The organism is Mycoavidus cysteinexigens (genome assembly GCF_003966915.1).
Classification (GTDB): Bacteria; Pseudomonadota; Gammaproteobacteria; order Burkholderiales; family Burkholderiaceae; genus Mycoavidus; species Mycoavidus cysteinexigens.
The window spans coordinates 140,340-158,326 of record NZ_AP018150.1; the positions used below are offsets into that span (position 1 = coordinate 140,340).

15 protein-coding genes are annotated in these 17,987 nt (G+C 49.8%); 11 read left to right on the top strand and 4 right to left on the bottom strand.

Annotated elements, in window-relative coordinates:
* Positions 1-39 precede the first annotated feature (39 nt).
* The 4 genes from grpE (at position 40) to MCB1EB_RS00590 (ending at position 5,890) form a co-directional block, all read left to right on the top strand.
* Positions 40-618: a nucleotide exchange factor GrpE gene (gene grpE, locus MCB1EB_RS00575; RefSeq protein WP_045363732.1), complete on the top strand. Its 579-nt coding sequence runs from the start codon at positions 40-42 to the stop codon at positions 616-618.
* Between the two features lie 102 nt (positions 619-720).
* Positions 721-2,655, top strand: coding sequence for a molecular chaperone DnaK (gene dnaK, locus MCB1EB_RS00580; RefSeq protein WP_045363725.1), 1,935 nt, complete (start codon positions 721-723; stop codon positions 2,653-2,655).
* Positions 2,656-2,790: 135 nt separating this feature from the next.
* On the top strand, positions 2,791-3,912 hold the full coding sequence (dnaJ, locus tag MCB1EB_RS00585; RefSeq protein WP_045363721.1) for a molecular chaperone DnaJ: 1,122 nt from the start codon (positions 2,791-2,793) through the stop codon (positions 3,910-3,912).
* Positions 3,913-3,991: 79 nt separating this feature from the next.
* A complete protein-coding gene (locus tag MCB1EB_RS00590) occupies positions 3,992-5,890 on the top strand; it encodes a chorismate-binding protein (RefSeq protein WP_045363718.1) in 1,899 nt (632 codons plus the stop codon).
* Here the strand turns inward: MCB1EB_RS00590 and MCB1EB_RS00595 are convergent.
* Positions 5,885-6,283 carry a hypothetical protein gene (locus tag MCB1EB_RS00595; protein WP_045363715.1) on the bottom strand — a complete coding sequence of 133 codons (399 nt, stop codon included), beginning with the start codon at positions 6,281-6,283 and terminating at the stop codon, positions 5,885-5,887. The two genes, MCB1EB_RS00590 and MCB1EB_RS00595, sit on opposite strands and share 6 nt — an antisense overlap.
* Positions 6,284-7,118: 835 nt before the next feature.
* Between MCB1EB_RS00595 and MCB1EB_RS00600 the strand changes: the two genes are divergently transcribed.
* The 4 genes from MCB1EB_RS00600 (at position 7,119) to MCB1EB_RS00615 (ending at position 13,136) form a co-directional block, all read left to right on the top strand.
* On the top strand, positions 7,119-7,397 hold the full coding sequence (locus tag MCB1EB_RS00600) for a hypothetical protein (RefSeq protein ID WP_045363713.1): 279 nt from the start codon (positions 7,119-7,121) through the stop codon (positions 7,395-7,397).
* Positions 7,394-7,678, top strand: a complete 285-nt coding sequence (locus tag MCB1EB_RS00605) for a type II toxin-antitoxin system RelE/ParE family toxin (protein WP_045363710.1) — start codon at positions 7,394-7,396, stop codon at positions 7,676-7,678. The genes MCB1EB_RS00600 and MCB1EB_RS00605 overlap by 4 nt, the downstream gene beginning before the upstream one ends.
* Before the next feature lie 852 nt (positions 7,679-8,530).
* Complete coding sequence (locus tag MCB1EB_RS00610) at positions 8,531-11,146, top strand: NACHT domain-containing protein (RefSeq protein ID WP_161566155.1); 2,616 nt, start codon at positions 8,531-8,533, stop codon at positions 11,144-11,146.
* Complete coding sequence (locus tag MCB1EB_RS00615) at positions 11,124-13,136, top strand: HEAT repeat domain-containing protein (protein WP_284271686.1); 2,013 nt, start codon at positions 11,124-11,126, stop codon at positions 13,134-13,136. The genes MCB1EB_RS00610 and MCB1EB_RS00615 overlap by 23 nt, the downstream gene beginning before the upstream one ends.
* 304 nt (positions 13,137-13,440) lie before the next feature.
* Here MCB1EB_RS00615 and ltrA read toward each other — a convergent pair whose 3' ends face one another.
* A complete protein-coding gene (gene ltrA / locus MCB1EB_RS00620; protein ID WP_232034125.1) occupies positions 13,441-15,081 on the bottom strand; it encodes a group II intron reverse transcriptase/maturase in 1,641 nt (546 codons plus the stop codon).
* A gap of 20 nt (positions 15,082-15,101) precedes the next feature.
* Entirely contained in the window at positions 15,102-15,263 is a 162-nt protein-coding gene (locus tag MCB1EB_RS11925) for a hypothetical protein (protein WP_161566156.1), read from the bottom strand.
* 189 nt (positions 15,264-15,452) lie between these two features.
* On the opposite strand from MCB1EB_RS11925, the gene MCB1EB_RS11930 reads away from it, so the two are divergent.
* Positions 15,453-15,623, top strand: coding sequence for a hypothetical protein (locus MCB1EB_RS11930; protein ID WP_161566157.1), 171 nt, complete (start codon positions 15,453-15,455; stop codon positions 15,621-15,623).
* A gap of 142 nt (positions 15,624-15,765) precedes the next feature.
* On the opposite strand, the gene MCB1EB_RS11935 is transcribed toward MCB1EB_RS11930, so the two are convergent.
* Complete coding sequence (locus tag MCB1EB_RS11935) at positions 15,766-16,113, bottom strand: hypothetical protein (protein ID WP_161566158.1); 348 nt, start codon at positions 16,111-16,113, stop codon at positions 15,766-15,768.
* A 504-nt stretch (positions 16,114-16,617) separates the two neighbouring features.
* Between MCB1EB_RS11935 and MCB1EB_RS12610 the strand changes: the two genes are divergently transcribed.
* Together MCB1EB_RS12610 and MCB1EB_RS00635 are read left to right on the top strand one after the other, a co-directional pair.
* Positions 16,618-16,977, top strand: a complete 360-nt coding sequence (locus MCB1EB_RS12610; RefSeq protein ID WP_126354045.1) for an ISAs1 family transposase — start codon at positions 16,618-16,620, stop codon at positions 16,975-16,977.
* Positions 16,978-17,207: 230 nt separating this feature from the next.
* Complete coding sequence (locus tag MCB1EB_RS00635; protein ID WP_045363694.1) at positions 17,208-17,981, top strand: YggN family protein; 774 nt, start codon at positions 17,208-17,210, stop codon at positions 17,979-17,981.
* The last annotated feature ends 6 nt before the right edge of the window (positions 17,982-17,987 follow it).

Consider the following 17,987-nt stretch of genomic DNA (forward strand, 5'->3'; position numbering starts at 1 on the left):
GTGTAAAATAATTTTTTGGATTGAATAAATAGATTGAATATGGAAGAAAAGCAGCCTGATCAAACAATGCAGCCAGATGCTGCGCTCAATGTCGAAACTGCCCCTCAAGAAAGCTCTCGCCTGACTGAAGAGGCGCTTGCTAAGGCACAGGAAAAAATCGCTGAACTTGAAGGCAGTTACCTACGCGCCAAGGCAGAAACCGAAAATATGCGCCGCCGCGCCCAAGAAGACGTTGAAAAAGCGCATAAATTCGCATTAGAGCGTTTTGCTGGACATCTTTTGCCGGTAATGGATAGTTTTGAAGCCGCGCTAGCCGATTCTTCCGCGGACCTTGTTAAAGTGCGCGAAGGGATTGAACTGATTTTGCGTCAGTTTAATAGCGCGCTGGAAAAAGGGCGGATTGTGACAATTAATCCAGTTGGCGAGAAATTCGACCCGCATTTGCATCAAGCCATTTCAATGGTCAGTGCTGAGCAGGAGCCGAATACGGTGGTTAGCGTTTTGCAAAAAGGCTATCTGATTGCGGAGCGTGTCTTGCGTCCAGCATTAGTCACGGTCTGCGAACCCAAAAACGCCAGCTCTTCCGCGCCGCCTGCGCATAACGCTAACTTGGCGTAAATAAACACCTTGAAAATAAGCGTATCGTACTTATTTTCAGTATAGTTTGAATAAACAGGTAAGCCCTGTGCTTACCACGATTTAAAGGATTAGGAGAATTAAATGGGCAAAGTTATCGGGATTGACCTGGGCACGACGAACTCTTGTGTTGCTGTGATGGAAGGCAATCAAGTTAAAGTGATTGAAAATTCAGAAGGCGCTCGCACGACGCCTTCGATCATCGCTTATATGGAAGATGGCGAAATTTTTGTCGGCGCACCGGCTAAACGGCAGGCCGTGACCAATCCACATAATACGATTTATGCCGTTAAGCGCCTGATTGGGCGGCGTTTTGAAGAAAAAGAAGTGCAAAAAGACATTGCCTTAATGCCATATAAAATCATTAAAGCAGATAATAACGATGCCTGGGTTGACGTGCGTGGCGAAAAACTTGCGCCGCCACAAATTTCGGCTGAAATACTGCGCAAAATGAAAAAAACCGCAGAAGACTATCTCGGCGAACCTGTCACCGAGGCGGTCATCACGGTGCCCGCCTACTTTAATGACAGTCAGCGCCAAGCAACCAAAGACGCAGGCCGTATTGCTGGGCTTGAAGTCAAGCGTATCATCAACGAACCCACCGCGGCAGCGCTCGCTTTTGGGTTAGACAAAAAAGAAAAAGGGGATCGTAAAATCGCTGTTTATGATTTAGGCGGCGGCACCTTCGATGTATCGATCATTGAAATCGCCGATGTTGATGGCGAGATGCAATTTGAAGTTCTGTCGACTAATGGCGATACCTTCTTAGGTGGCGAAGATTTTGATCAACGCATTATCGATTATATTATTGGCGAGTTTAAAAAAGAGCAGGGCGTCGACCTGTCAAAAGATGTGTTGGCGTTGCAACGCTTAAAAGAAGCGGCTGAAAAAGCCAAAATTGAGCTCTCAAGCCTGCAACAAACCGAGATCAACTTACCTTATATCACGGCGGATGCAAGCGGGCCAAAGCATCTGAACATGAAGATTACCCGCGCTAAGCTTGAGGCATTAGTTGAGGATTTGATCACGCGCACGATTGAGCCCTGCCGTACCGCTATCAAAGATGCGGGAGTGAACGTAAGCGAAATTCATGACGTTATTTTGGTTGGCGGCATGTCGCGCATGCCCAAAGTGCAAGAAAAGGTCAAAGAATTTTTCGGTAGAGAACCGCGCCGTGACGTTAATCCAGATGAAGCCGTGGCCGTGGGCGCCGCGATTCAAGGCCAAGTGCTGTCAGGCGATCGTACTGACGTGCTATTGCTTGACGTGACGCCACTCTCGCTTGGGATTGAAACGTTGGGTGGCGTGATGACCAAGATGATTAAAAAGAACACGACGATCCCAACCAAATACTCACAAGTATTTTCAACCGCAGACGACAATCAGCCAGCAGTCACCATCAAAGTGTTCCAGGGCGAGCGCGAAATGGCGGTGGCGAATAAACTGCTGGGTGAATTTAACCTTGAAGGAATTGCGCCAGCGCCGCGTGGCTTGCCGCAAATCGAAGTGACTCTCGATATTGATGCTAACGGGATTTTGCATGTATCGGCGAAAGATAAAGCAACCGGCAAAGAAAATAAAGTCACGATCAAAGCCAATTCGGGTCTATCTGAAGCTGAAATTGAACAAATGGTGAAAGACGCTGAAGCCAATGCCGAAGAAGACCGTAAACTGCGTGAATTGGCGGATGCGCGTAATCAAGGCGATGCATTAGCGCATAGCACTAAGAAAGCGCTGACCGAGCATGGCGATAAGCTTGAGGCGGCTGAGAAAACCAGCATTGAAGATGCATTAAAGGCGCTGGAAGAGGCGCTCAAGCGTAGTGATGTGGATAAAGCCGAGCTTGATGTAAAGATTGAAGCGCTTGCTCAAGCGTCGCAAAAACTTGGCGAAAAAATGTACGCTAATATGCAAGCTGATGCAGCGGCAGCCGAGCCAACGGGCGCGGCTGAGGCGGCAACCAGTGGCGCGCAAGAAGACATCGTCGATGCTGACTTCAAGGAAGTTAAGAAAAATTAACTGACTGAAAAATAGTGCATGCTTGGAAGAGCGTTTTGCACAAACAATGCCTGGTGAGCCTTGGCGCTCGCCAGGCAAATTTTATTTGTAGACATGGAGCTGTTCGCTAAAACTGTGAGTGAACATTGAATCAATATGGCGAAACGGAATTACTACGACGTTTTGGGCGTTGCCAAAAATGCAAGCGATGATGAAATTAAAAAGGCATATCGTAAGCTGGCTATGAAATATCATCCGGACCGCAACCCGGATAATAAAGACTCAGAAGCGCATTTTAAAGAGGTTAAAGAAGCCTATGAAATGCTCTCTGATCCACAAAAACGCGCGGCTTACGACCAATACGGTCAGGCTGGCGTAGATCCCAATATGAATGGGGGAGCGCAAGGTTTTGGTGGCTTCGCGGAGGCTTTTGGCGATATTTTTGGTGACATTTTCGGTGGCGGGCAACGCGGTCAAGCGGGCGCTTCTCGGGTGTATCGGGGCGCCGATTTGCGTTATGGCATGGAGATTACGCTTGAACAGGCTGCGCGCGGCTATGAGACCCAAATTCGGGTGCCGGCTTGGGAGTCCTGCACGACTTGTAGTGGCTCAGGCGCCGCCGCAGGAACTAAGCCGCAGACCTGTCCGGGTTGCTCAGGCGCAGGCACCGTGCGGATCTCGCAAGGGTTTTTCAGCATTCAGCAGACTTGCCCTAAATGTCATGGTAGCGGCAGCTATATTGCGCAGCCATGCGGCTCTTGCCATGGTGCTGGCAAAATCAAGAAAAATAAGACCCTGGCCGTCAATATCCCAGCCGGAATTAACGATGGCATGCGTATCCGCTCGGCCGGCAATGGTGAACCTGGCTTGAACGGCGGGCCGCCCGGGGATTTATATGTGGAAATTCATGTCAAGGCACACTCCGTTTTTGAGCGCGATGGCGATGATTTGCATTGTCAGATGCCGATCCCGTTTACCAGCGCGGCGCTTGGTGGGGACATAGAAGTACCCACGCTGCACGGACGCGCAAGTTTTACCGTGCCAGAAGGCACACAGCCAGGGAAAACTTTCCGCTTGCGCGGCAAAGGCATTAAAGGAGTGCGCTCGAATATACCGGGTGATCTTTATGTGCATGTGCAAGTTGAAACGCCAGTTAAACTCACCGAGGCACAACGTGCATTGCTCAAGCAATTTGAACAATCATTGGCAGATGGGGGCGAGCGGCATAACCCGCAAAGCAAAGGCTGGTTTGAGCGAGTGAAAAGTTTTTTTGAATAAACCTAGAACCTTAGCGTGGCGCGGCAACTTAAATCTCAAACCCAAGCCGGGACGTTAAGGGTCATTTTTAATTGAAATCATGGCAATCACGGAGTTAATACACCCTGATTGCTTTGCTTTGCTCGATGATTGCAATGCGAGCGAGGCGGCCCCGACAAGTCGTTTGTATACTGATTTAGCGCATCAACGCATATGCCCGGATCTAGCTGCTTGGGAGAGCGTGTGTAGCGCAGTAGAAGCTGACTTGCGTGCTGGGTTGCATGGGGTAGTATTGGCGGATTATGAATGGGGTGTGCAGGCGCAACTTAAGCCCCAAAAGGGCGAGGCAGCGGCCGCTAGCGGTTCAAATGCACCGTCGTTTCGTTTCTTGTTATTTCGCGAATGTGCGCACCTATCACGGCCGGAAGTTGACGCATGGCTGGTGATGCGTGACGCCGTTACCCCTGAGCCGAGCATTGCGGGTATTGCCGAAGTCCGCCCGAGCGTGCAGCCGGCGGATTTTGACCAGGCGCTGTCCTCGATTCAGGCGGCCTTAAGCGCTGGCGAAGCGTATCAAATTAATTACACGTACCGGCTGCATTTCAGTGCTTTTGGTGCGCCTATGGGTTTATACCGGCGCTTACGCGCGCGGCAACCCGTGCCTTATGGCGCGCTTATTGCATTGCCGAATGAACGTTGGATCATTTCTTGCTCTCCCGAGCTTTTTCTACGTCACCAAGCAGGACAAATCACTGCGCAGCCGATGAAAGGCACTGCGGCACGCAGCGGCGAGAACTTGGCCGACGCCAATGCTTCCGCTACGTTAGCGTCTGATCCAAAAACCTGCGCAGAAAATCTCATGATTGTTGATTTACTGCGTAATGACATTAGCCGTATCGCTCAAACTGGCTCGGTGCAGGTCCCTGAGTTATTTTCAGTTGAGCCACACGCGACCGTCTGGCAAATGACCTCAACCGTGACCGCGCAGTTACGCGCTGAGGTTAACTTCGCTACGGTTATGCGCGCCCTTTTTCCATCAGGCTCGATTACTGGCGCGCCCAAATATCGCGCGATGCAATTAATCGGCGAGCTTGAAAATACGCAACGTGGTTTATACACAGGGGCGGTCGGCTGGCTTGATGCGCCTTCCCCATCTGCGTCACCCTCGCCAACTTGCGGGGATTTTTGCCTCTCGGTTGCAATTCGTACCTTAACCTTAGACGCGCAGCGCGTTGACCGCCTGCGTGATGGGTGCTTAGGTATTGGGGCGGGCATCGTATACGATAGCGTGGCAGCGCATGAATCTGCTGAATGCGCATTAAAAGCGGACTTTCTAACTAAAATGGACCCAGGTTTTGCACTCATCGAAACGATGTATGCAACGCGCGAACACGGAGTGCGTTATCTTGAGCGACATTGGGAACGCTTGTATAAAGCCGCCTCTTATTTTGGTTTTAAGTGGGATATGAACGCGTTGCGTATGGCACTCGATACAGCAATTGCAAGTTTGCCAGTAGGCTCAGCGCAGCGGTTGCGAGTTACTTTAGATAAACCGGGTAGAGTTGAAATAACCAGTATGCCCTTTGTTCCGCTGACGCAACCAGTTAGCTTACGGCTTGCTATAGACGTGGGTTTCACGCCGGTAGCAGCGGAAGATATATGGCTACGTTATAAAACCACAGTGCGGGGAAATTATGAGCGGGCTTTGGCCGAGGCAAAGCGCTTTAATGCATTTGATTTATTATTTTGCAATACACGTGGCGAGATCACTGAAGGGGCGCGCAGTAATGTTTTTATTCAATTAAAAGGCCACTGGTTTACTCCACCTGTTACCAGCGGGCTTTTGCCGGGCGTCATGCGCGCAGTATTACTTGATGATGCAAGCTGGGGCGCTACGGAGCGCGTGCTGACACTTGCGGACTTGTATGCGGCAAAAAAAATTATTGTTTGTAATGCGCTGCATGGTGTATTGGAAGCAAAGCTGGCTCAATTTTCATAGCCTGAAATGTCGCACGGCGCTGTTGGTCCTAGGTAAATGGAGGGCGCTTCGCACGTCTTCACGCAATAGTCCTAAGATTCCGCTTAAATCTATATTTTTATTCAGCATAAAATCTACCATAAATTTTTCTATGGCAGTAATGAGCTCTTTTGACCCAAAAATCTGAATATCTGCTATCGCAGATTCAACATTAGCGATTTGATTCTCGGTTAATTTTCCTCGACTAGAAGCAGATTCGAGTTTTCGATAGGCATCGAGTAGATGGGCAGTAATGAGATCACGCTGTTTATTCTTACGATCTTTAAGGACATTGAGTTGATATGTCACGATCCATCCTGCAATAGCAATTAATCCAGCGATTGAATTTTGATACTTCTGGATTATTTCAATCATAAATTGTTCTGGGAACAGAATAAATTATATCTATCAATAGCTTAGGTTAAGAATTTATAATAATCAAGCTAAGCTCATTTCGATAGAATTTGTAGTCAGCTCAATGCAAGCGTTATATTTTTTCATCGTAAAGCCCCCTAACCAGCTTTCAGAAGTAATGACGAATAGCGCCCAAGGCAGTTATTTTAAACAAACGATGCATTTACGAATTTTCCGTAAATGCAGAGCGTATTAGGAGTAGCTCAGCCGTCGCTGACGGTTTTGTATTGCGAATTACAGTATCTGTAAGCGCCATAATGAGTCCGTGAGGGTAACCCATCTCAAAGTTACCCGCACTTTTGTGCTTGTTGTCAGTTGGTAAACTTTGGCGTTGTATGTAATAAAAAACCCGAAAATCCTTATGGATATTCGGGTTAGTGGTCAAACTTGGGTGTTGCTTGAAGTATCTTTGGTGGCGAATTAATCCCTCACTTTAGCTGTTACCCCTGACAAATAGATACGCGTCAGGGGTTCTTAAAAACTGGGTTTAACGTTAACTCTAGGTAATGATGGATGCGAGGAATTTTGGTTTATCCATTAAATAATAAATTTGAAAGGTTGTAGGAAACTCATCGATACATAGCTAAGCAAAATCGGATCATCTAATAAAATCAAATCCTCTGATGATCGATAGAGCGTAAAGAGACGACTTTGAAAAAATAGGAGCGCTGCAATTTATACTCATCTGGTTTCTGCTCTATCGTTTTGACCGAATAAACAGATGCTGTATTCCGTCATGCCAGTGGTAATTAAAATGTATATACTACGTTAGTATCAAAACGTAGGAGAGCGAATTATGTCTAAAGAAGCGGTTTTCACCATGAAGCTAGAACCCGATCTGCGCGCTGAGTTCATAGCCGAGGCGGCCGCCGCCCACCGGCCGGCGTCACAGGTGTTGCGCGAGCTAATGCGTGAATTTGTTCAGCGACAGCGCAAAGCGCGGGAATATAATGAATTCCTGCACAGCAAGGTTGAAGCTGGCCGTGCGTCGATGCGCGCTGGCTTAGGCAAGTCAAATGACGAGGTTGAAGCCGAATTCGCCGCCAGACGCGCCCAAGCTGTAAGGCAAGTGTGAGGGTTATCTGGACGCCAGAGGCGCAGCAAGACCGTACCGATGTCTGGGATTACATTGCAGCCGACAATCCACGTGCGGCCGTCCAGATGGATGAGCTTTTCAGCGACGCGGCTGCCAGACTAGCCGACCATCCCATGTTAGGGCGATCAGGGAAGATACCCGGCACACGAGAGTTGATCCCCCGTGAGAGCTATCGTCTGGTGTATGAGATCGAGCTGGAAACGGTGTGGGTTTTAGCCTTGGTTCATACTGCCCGCCAATGGTCGCCCGTGCGTGATTAAGAAATGAGCCGGTGTATGAATACGCTATTGGAGTAGATGAATGGCGGCGAGTGACGCGACTGTTAGATCTACCGCGCGTGGTATTCTCGGATATGAGGATATCAATCTTTCCGTCGCAAAGGAGAATTAAAAGCAAATTTCCTTGCACACATAATTGTTTGTCGAATCGTCTTGAATTTGCGCGCGACCGCGGCAATGCTGACACCAACATCGAGCCGCTTAAAATAGGCTTGCCAAAAACTATTTGCCAGTAAGCAAAAACGCGTAGCATGGCTTTGAATTAGTCCGAAAGCGGCGTACGAATTAAAGCTTACGTCCGAAATATATTTAGCTGACTTTCGTACATCCATGAATATGCATGACCGGAATGGTTCCTTTTCGGACGAATTGGCGATCCGTGTTCTTTACAGAAATTTTCTGTAATTGCAGCTTCGCTTTCACTGGGTTAATTACCTTTACCAAAATCAACCTATCCTTTAAAAAACGGGTTTTTGCACAGCAAATGCAAGTCGGATAATACGAATTATCAGACTTGACCTGTGGAAAAAAGAGAAGATTTTGACCGGGGGGCGGCCCGAAAATCGGTCGTGGCTGTGGAGAGTGCTCACTCTTAAGATCCGCTCAAAATGCTCTTATAGAATCGCGCTGAGCTAGCCATCAGCGTTGATTGAAGCTAAGCTTTAGAAAAGGATAGAGGATAAAGACGCATTGCGACCTAACAGGACCAGAAATGGAAGGCGGCTGTCTATTTATTAGGCGAGCCGAAAAGAGGATCTTTTCGCATTCTAGAGAATGCGTCCTAGAAACCGCTTTTTGAACTATAAAAAATTTAGATGGACAGGAGACCGCATTTTGAACATATCAGGTTGGGGGCAAAGTTTGCGAGCAACGTTGCCGGCACCGGTAATAACCCCCCAAAACCATGTGGCGGCGGCCCAGGCGCATCTCGCCGTAGGGGACCGGGTCAATGCTGAAGCATCCTATAATGCCGCGATACAACTCGCGACAGCGGAACTCGCAAAAAATCCTGGCCATGTAAGAGAAATGGCGCTTGCTAATATAAGCGCTGAATACGCTGCTTTTTTGTCTAGAGAGAACGAGTCAGCCTCCTCCTTAATACAACACCCTTCGGTCCCAATAAACTATTCAGCATCTGCCGCGGATCAGCCCAATCCTTCACCGGACTCTTTACTCTCTTCTATTCAAGCGGGTCGTCCCGAAGGAGAGATTGTCATACAAAGCTGCCAAGGTACGATTAATGCTCCAGTCCATGGGAAGCATAACATGGTCAACGTGCATTGCTACTTACCGAATTCAGAGGCTAGCCAACTTCAAGCTGTCTCGTTAGACAGCTTACGTAATGCACTGTATCAGCATTACCAATTATCTAATCTGTCGATTCAGCGCGTATCGGGTGAGAGTGCCTCACTGGAAGACTGTTATATCAATCTGGCGATTGTCGAAAGTCAGGCGCAACGGGAAAAAGATAAGAAAGAGCTGGAAAAGCAAGCCTCGGCGTTTGAACGCCTGCCCAGCAGTGAGCGGCAGCGGCTTGAGGCGACGAATCCCAATAAGTTGATTGCGTTAGAGAGGCTGTTTGATTCTCAAAAATTACGAGATGGTTCAGAAAGCATTCCCAAACGGATTTTGATTCAAGGGCGAGCAGGGATAGGCAAAACCACGTTATGCAAAAAGCTGGTGTATGAATATCATCATAATGGACTTTGGCAGGATCGATTTGAGAGCGTGTTGTGGATACCTTTACGGCAACTCAAGACGCACTCCCCTAGACGCTTAGAAGATTTGCTCTGCAATCAGTATTTTGTAGGCCATGAAAGCCGCCAAGCGCAGGCGTTATCAAAGGTTTTTTATACGCATCAGGATAAAACACTGTTTATCTTAGATGGCTTGGATGAAGTCGTCGGGGAACTCAATGAAGGCAAGCCTTTAAAGGATTTTTTACAGACTTTGCTCAATCAGGAGCATGTGGTGATTACCTCTCGACCTGCCGGGGTGGATGCCAAACTGTTGGGTCAGCTAGATTTGGAGTTGGAAACGGTCGGCTTTAGTCCGGCCAATGTACAGGCCTATATTGAAAAATTTGTGCCTGCATCGAACCGGGCAGCGATTCGGCAATTCATCCATCGTACGCCGTTGGTTCAGGGACTGGTGAATATACCGATTCAGCTGGATGCACTATGTTATAGCTGGGATCAGCTCCCGCAAAATCAAGACGTGACGATGTCGATGTTGTACGAGGCGATGGTGGATAAATTATGGCGCAAAGACAGCGTGCGTTTAGAGAAAAAAGAGATAGAGACTCATGTGATTGACGGCTTGTCAGAAGAGGATCTGGCAGAATTAATGACAGCCGAAATCGATTATTTAGGCTATTTAGCGTTTAAAGGCTTGGAAACGGAGAAAATTGAATTTAGTCGTGAAGAGCTCAGTCAGCGTAGGAAAGAATTAAATGGAAGAGCTCAGACAGAGGGGAAATTGCCCCTGAATTTTACGACGAATCTGAAAAAAACGTCGTATTTACATACAGCGGATGGGCATCGGCCTGAATCGGAGCGCCAGTATCATTTCCTCCACTTAACGTTTCAGGAGTTCTTTGCAGCAAAGTTTCTGGCAGGGCATCTACAAGCGTATACAAAAGTGGAAAAAGTCCCAGCCTACATTGTGCAAAAGGATTTAGACGTTATACCGCAGCGCAATGAGTTGGAAGCGTTTATCGCCACGTATAAATACAATCCGCGGTATGAGATCGTTTGGTGGATGGTGGCGGGTTTGCTCAAGGGCGCGGCGCTCGAAAATTTCTTTCATGTACTGGAGCAATCGCCGCGAGATTTGATCGGGATGCGGCATCAGCAGGTGATGGTGGGGTGTTTAAATGAAGCTCGGGCTCAATTGGAGGCCGTCACCAGGACACAATTAGAAAAGGAATTCAGGCAGTGGCTGGATTTTGAGATGAAGAATGAAAAAAGCGATTACAGTCGTCTAGGTAGCCAGAGGATTTTTCCGGAACATCTATTGCTTGAGAGTCTGAGTCAGACGAAGGGAGAGAAAAAGAATAAGGTGATGGCGACCCTTGGAGCACGTCCCGTTTTGTTATCGGACGCGGTCCAGGCCTTGATCTCTTCCGTGAAGGAGGACGGCGAAGATGTCAGGTCTGCGGCCGCCCGTGCCTTAGGCCGCCAGAGTTCGCTGTCAGCCGACGCGGTCCAGGCCTTGGTCTCCTCCTTGAAGGATGACGGCGAAGATGTCAGGTCTGCGGCCGCCCGTGCCTTAGGCCGCCAGAGTTCGCTGTCAGCCGACGCGGTCCAGATCTTGATCTCCTCCTTGAAGGATGAAAACTGGTATGTCAGGTCTGAGACCGCCAGTGTCTTAGGCCGCCAGTGTCTTAGGCCGCCAGCGTACGCTGTCAGTCGACGCGGTCCAGGTTTTGATCTCCTCCTTGAAGGATGAAAACGGGTCTGTCAGGTCTGCAGCCGCCCATGCCTTAGGCGGCCAGGATACGCTGTCAGCCGACGCGGTCCAGGCCTTGATCTCTTCCTTGAAGGATGAAGACGGGTATGTCAGGTCTGACGCCGTCCGTGCCTTAGGCGGCCAGAGTTCGCTGTCATCCGACGCGGTCCAGGCCTTGATCTCTTCCGTGAAGGATGAAAACTGGTCTGTCAGGTCTGAGGCCGCCAGTGTCTTAGGCGGCCAGCGTACGCTGTCAGTCGACGCAGTCCAGGTTTTGATCTCTTCCTTGAAGGATGAAAACTGGTCTGTCAGGTCTGAGGCCGCCAGTGTCTTAGGCCACCAGAGTACGCTGTCATCGGACGCGGTCCAGGCCTTGATCTCTTCCTTGAAGGATGAAGACGGGTATGTCAGGTCTGCGGCCGCCCGTGCCTTAGACTGCCAGAGTTCGCTGTCATCCGACGCGGTCCAGATCTTGATCTCCTCCTTGAAGGATGAAAACTGGTATGTCAGGTCTGAGACCGCCCGTGCCTTAGGCTGCCAGGGTACGCTGTCAGCCGACGCGGTCCAGATCTTGATCTCCTCCTTAAAGGATGAAAACAGGTCTGTCAGGTCTGCAGCCGCCGATGCCTTAGGCCGCCAGGATACGCTGTCAGCCGACGCGGTCCAGGCCTTGATCTCTTCCTTGAAGGATGAAGACGGGTATGTCAGGTCTGCAGCCGCCCATGCCTTAGGCCGCCAGAGTTCGCTGTCATCCGACGCGGTCCAGGCCTTGATCTCTTCCGTGAAGGAGGACGACGAAGATGTCAGGTCTGCGGCCGCCCGTGCCTTAGGCATCCAGCGTACGCTGTCAGCCGACGCGGTCCAGGCCTTGATCTCTTCCGTGAAGGAGGACGACGAAGATGTCAGGTCTGTGGCCGCCAGTGTCTTAGGCTACCAGAGTACGCTGTCATCCGACGCGGTCCAGATCTCGATCTCCTCCTTGAAGGATGAAAACGGGTCTGTCAGGTCTGAGGCCGCCGGTGCTTTAGGCAACCAGAGTCCGCTGTCATCGGACGCGGTCCAGGCCTTGATCTCCTCCTTGAAGGATGAAAACGGGTCTGTCAGGTCTGCGGCAGCCTGGGCGTTAGGAGGCAAGAGCACGTTGTCCGAAGCCGCTGTGCAGACCTTAATCGGCGCTTGTCAGGATGAAAATGAGAAGGTCAGGTCTGCGGCCGCCTGTGCCTTAGGCCGCCAGCGTACGCTGTCAGCCGACGCGGTCCAGGCCTTGATCTCCTCCTTGAAGGATGAAAACAGGTATGTCAGGTCTGCGGCCGTCCGTGCCTTAGGCGGCCAGCGTACGCTGTCATCCGACGCGGTCCAGGCCTTGATCTCTTCCGTGAAGGAGGGCGACGAAAATGTCAGGTTTACGGCCGCCAGTGTCTTAGGCTGCCAGGGTACGCTGTCAGTCGACGCGGTCCAGGTTTTGATCTCCTCCTTGAAGGATGAAGACGGGTATGTCAGGTCTGCAGCCGCCGATGCCTTAGGCGGCCAGCGTACGCTGTCAGCCGATGCGGTCCAGGCCTTGACCTCCTCCTTGAAGGATGAAGACGGGGATGTTAGGTCTGCAGCCGCCCGTGCCTTAGGCCGCCAGCGTACGCTGTCAGCCGACGCGGTCCAGGCCTTGATCCCTTCCTTGAAGGAGGATGATGAAGATGTCAGGTCTGCGGCCGCCAGTGTCTTAGGCTCCCATATGGATCAGCTTTTTACTTTGCTTGCGCGTCTGGATCGAGATCAGGTGGAAGTACTGTATCGTCAGGTCTTGTTCCCACGTAGCTGTGAACAAATCGCGCCGCTTTATATTCAAGACAAGCAACTTCACTTTTATACAGCAACGGGGCCTGGGCAACCGATTGATCTGAGTGCTGAACAAAGTCAAATGATTAAGCAGACCTTTAAGGCCGTTCAAGCAAAAGCAGGAATACTCTCACGGCTCGAAGAGGGGCCCGTTTAACAAGGCATAGCGGAAGGCCGTCGAGGGTGTACCTCACGAAAAGAAAAAAATCGTACGCTACACTTCCCCTACAAAAATTTGCCTCGGCTTGAAAAGGTGCATTTTTACGGGTAGTTGGTCGAGTAGCCCAAATAGGTATAGGCATCCCCTGTGCCTTTTCTTCGATGATTTAACATAATTTACATTCAAAATAGCTTTGATGTAAGGGGTCGGGTAACAGCAGCGCATTACTGCGCCGCCGTCCCCCAAGAACTGTACGTGCGAGTCGCCCCGCATACAGCTCAAGCCAAGAATTCAGCGCTGTTTAATGCACCGGGCAGTACGGAGGCTTGGTGGCATAGTAACGTTGGATAAAGTAGTTTCTCCACTGAGGATCAAAAGGGTTCGCCAGTTTACGTATTTTGATATGTCTGACGATGGGTACTGAGACTGCGTTAAAGAGCGTTGTGATACGAGTTTCCCCGTTGCAGCGCTCTTGCGCAGCGAATACTCCATTGCGCCCTTCTACTCGGTGGAAGTATTTTTTCTTAATCCAGTGTGCTCCTTTGGATGGGTGTCTTCGCTTCGCCCATTTCCGAAGGCACTGCCAAATAGCGTTATCGATCAAGGCGAAGATGGCTTTGGCGACCACATGCCGGTGATACTGCGCCCAACCTCGAATAATGGGGTTGAGTTTATGTATCAGTTGAGTTTGGGTCGCACTGGCGCTTCGTTTAATGATTTCCCGGACTTTATCTAGAAGGGCTTTAATGCTCTTCTTGGCCGGCTTAATAAGCAGCTTGCCGTTGTACTTGCGTACATTTTGCCCAAGGAAATCAAACCCTTTGGCGATATGAGTGATCTTCGTCTTCTCGTTAGAGAGTTCTAATCCCCGAGCAGCCATGAATTGTTTGACTGCAGGGAGAACCAGTTGCTCCAGAACCTCTTTGGAGCTTGAGGTAACCACCCAGTCATCCGCGTAGCGGATAACATGGATTTTAAGCTTTTGATGCATGGAACGATGAGGCCCCACGCTTGCGAAGACAGCAGCTTCTAGTCCATCCAAAGCCATCGTGGCGATCACGGGTGAAATTGGACCACCCTGTGGCGTTCCAGCCTTGGTCGCGTAGAGGGTTCCTTTATCGATAAAGCCGGCATGTAGCCACTGTTGTAGGATGCGTTTTTCCATCGGGATATGATTAAGAAGCCACTCCGAACTAAAATTGTCGAAACAGCCTTTAATATCTCCCTCCAGTACCCACTGTGCTGCATTTTTACGGGCAAGACAGTTAAAGCACTGTTCTATGGCGTCAGCTGTTCCACGCTTAGGCCGAAATCCATAGGAGTTCGGATCCGCTGTGCATTCCGCAATGGGCTCGAGAGCGAGCTTCCACAAAACTTGCATCGCTCTACATCGCATACTGGGTATGCCTAACGGACGCTGTTTGCCGTTGCTTTTTAAAATATAAACGCGCCGTAGAGGTAGAGCACGGTATCCGTGGTGCCTCAGTGACAGCATTCCTTTCCATTTGGCAGCCGGAGTGGTCCAAAGTTGTCGGTCCACTCCTGGCGTACGTTTACCACGATTTTCCGTCACGCGTTTGACGGCAAGCATTTTGCCGCTGTATGAGCGTGTTAGCAGGTGTTGCAAAGCACGAGCTTTGCCCCATTGTCCTGCTAAAACTGCCTGAGCAATACGCTCCTGGAGCCGTTTCACCTGTTTTATGATACGAGGCCAGTTGGTCTGGTTCCACAAATTATCCGGGTGCGCAGGTGCACAACAGACCTTTACGGTCTGCCTCATCTGACGTTCCTGCGTGTAACGGTTTGCCATGATCTCTTGCCCATCTTGACCAAGTGCAAGTCTGCTCGCTTTCGCGCAAGAGAATGTTTCACTCTCTATCCACCCCATTACAGGGTGGCATTCGCTTTTTGCACCCTCCTTTACCCACAACGTCAACAACATTCCTCGCGGTCTGCCTGCCTTTAAGGCAACGTTATGGGCTTACCCTGTTCCATTTGAATTTCAGTGCGAGTCGGACCTCTCCTCTTTGCCGGCGGTTGTTTGTCCATGTTGGCCGAACTTTGAGCGACCAAACCTAACCGCATACCATTTTGGTTCAGGCCCAGCACTTTTGGCCTGTTCATTTTAACGACAATTGCAGAGATTCACGTGTGTTGGTCGTATTCGCACATCCCTAGCCCCTCTCCGCTTTAGTGCTAGCAGATTCAGCTTTGCCTCACGGCTCGGCTTACCGATTATTCGGTGGTTACATTGTCATCGGAGCTTCATACCGGGCCGTTGCCAGCCCCGCATGTCCGACTAGGGAACGATTGATGGAGCAATCGGTTTTATCCGGTTATATTTCTCCTGTAAAACAGAAATTCGAACGACTTGCAGGTCGCACGTCGGATAAGGAAGGGCTATTACTAACCCTCCCTCTCCTAAGAACCGTGCAGGCGAGTCACCTCGCACACGGCTCAAGCCAAGAGTCCAGCGCTGGCTAAGGCACCGGGCAGTCTAACAAACTGGCTGCCTGAGCAATATACGCCTGGAGCCATTTCGCCCTTCTGGTAAAATCGAACCAGTTGACCTGGTTTCTTAATTCACCTGGGCGCGCAAGCGCACAACAAACCTAAACGGTCTGCCTCATCTGCTTTCCCGCGTATAACGGTTTGCCAAGATTTCTTGCCCACTCTGACCAAGAGCAAGTCTGCTCGCTTTCGCGCCAGAGAATGTTTCACTCTTTATCCCCCTCATTACAAGGCGGCCTTCGCTTTTTGCTCCTTCCTGTACCCGCAGCGCCAACAGCATTCCTCGCGGTTTGCCTACCATTTCTGGCAGCGTTACGGGCTTATCCTGTTCCGCTTGAATTTCAGTGCGAGTCGGATCCCTCTTCTTTGCCGGCGGTTGTTTGTCCATGTTGGCCGAACTTTGAGCGACCAAACCTAACCGCGTACCATTTTGGTTCAGGCCCAGCACCTTTGGCCTGTTCATTTTAACGACAATTACAGAGATTCACGTGTGTTGATCGTATTCGCACATCCCTAGCCCCTCTCCGCTTTAGTGCTAGCAGATTCGGCTTTGCCTCGCGGCTCGGCTTACCGATTACTCGGCGGTTACATTGTCATCGGAGCTTCACACCGGACCGTTGCCAGCCCCGCATGTCCGACTAGGGAACGATTGATGGAGCAATCGGTCTTATCTGGTTATATTTCTCCTGTAAGACAGAAATTCAAACGACTTTTCAGGTCGCACCAAAGTTGTAATGTCGTATTTTAGGTCGGGTAGCAGCTGCGCAAATTATTTGCAGAGAAAAATTATTTGATAAATGTCAGTCTATCTCTGGATCAATAATACTCAAAACATGCGAAACAATTTCATTGGTCGTGACTTGGTCTAGAGTCTCAATATAGCGAGCGGTACCGACCTTTTCACGAGCATTGAGACTCGCCAGGTAGCGTTAAGTACCGAAATTGAATGGCTTAAAGCCTATAATATCTGGCCTGGGCTCAAGGCTATTGCAATGGTGCAGGCCGAGCGAGAGATCCAAGTAAGCGCACCTGTGAGCGTCGTTATTTCCTGTGTTCATTTGCAGATATAGAGCGGGTCAGTCACGTTATTCGAGCCCATTGGCCTATCGAAAATCAGCAGCATTGGATACTCGATGTCCGATTTAAGGAAGATGCCAACCAGACTCGCAACAAGCAAGCCGCATCCAATTTGGCAATGATTCGGCGCACAACTCTCAATTTACTAAGACAAGATCCCTCTGCTCTCAGCATGAGGCGGCGTAAAATGCGCGCTTTGACCAATCCTGAGTATCGGGAAATGCTGCTTTTTGGCCTGCAGCGCACATAGCGCGATCGCCCTGGGGAGTGAAAACGTTACTTGCTTTTTAAAAAATTCCTTTCTATGTTAATTATGAAGCGCTCTTTCAAAAAAGCTGAGCGTAACTGAAGTGAGTCGTAAGTAGCTTATTTTAAGAGTGCAGCAGAATGTAAAGGGGGGGGGCTATAAGTTAATAACGTGTTAGAGGATTTTCGAAGCGCGGATTGTTTACGTTTCGGTATCCGATTCATGGGGTTTATATGAACAACCTGTCAAGCATAGCCGCTTCGGCGTCAACCCAAACCACTGTGGTATCGTGTTTAAGTCTTTTAGAACAAGGCCAATCTGCTTTAAGGCGTGCTGAGGAGCAGCGCCAGAAAAGTCCAGAAGGCGCACTCGATTCATTTAACTTAGCACAAGAAAACTTCAGCGATGCGCTCCGTCAGAACAAAGCTCTCTCTTATAATGAAAGACGAGATATTGAAGCGGGTCTTGTGCGAGCGTACTTTGAAAGCAGAGATATTTTACGCAGTCTCCGCAGGAGAGAAGAGGCGCGCGCTAGTTATGAGAAAGCCCGGCCGTATTGCCCGCACGAAGAAATAGAGCAGAAATTATCTTCCTTATCATTTTCCCCGCAAATAGCGCATGAGGAAAGAGAGGAAATTATAATGCAACTCGCAGGTGGCTTGGCTGGCAGTGCAGTAGAGGGCTTGGGCCACACCAGCAATGTGCACTACAATCCAACGGCCTTGGATCGGCAGTTATTAGCGGAAAGCCAAAGGCACCACTCTCAGAATTTGGCTACTGCACTTTCTACGCTCTCCCAGCTGCCGGCTGTAAAAGGGAGAAAAATAGTGTTTCAAGCCTCAGGTGGCGTGCTTAGCAGCGCCATAGCCGGTGAAAATATTAACATAACCGCGACATATGGTTTGAGCAGTACTTCTGCAGTGACCCCCGCCTCAGCAATCCCAGGCGATGTAAAGCAACAATCTAAAGAATTATCGCCGCCACCTGAGGAGGAAATGGAAGGATAAATTTCA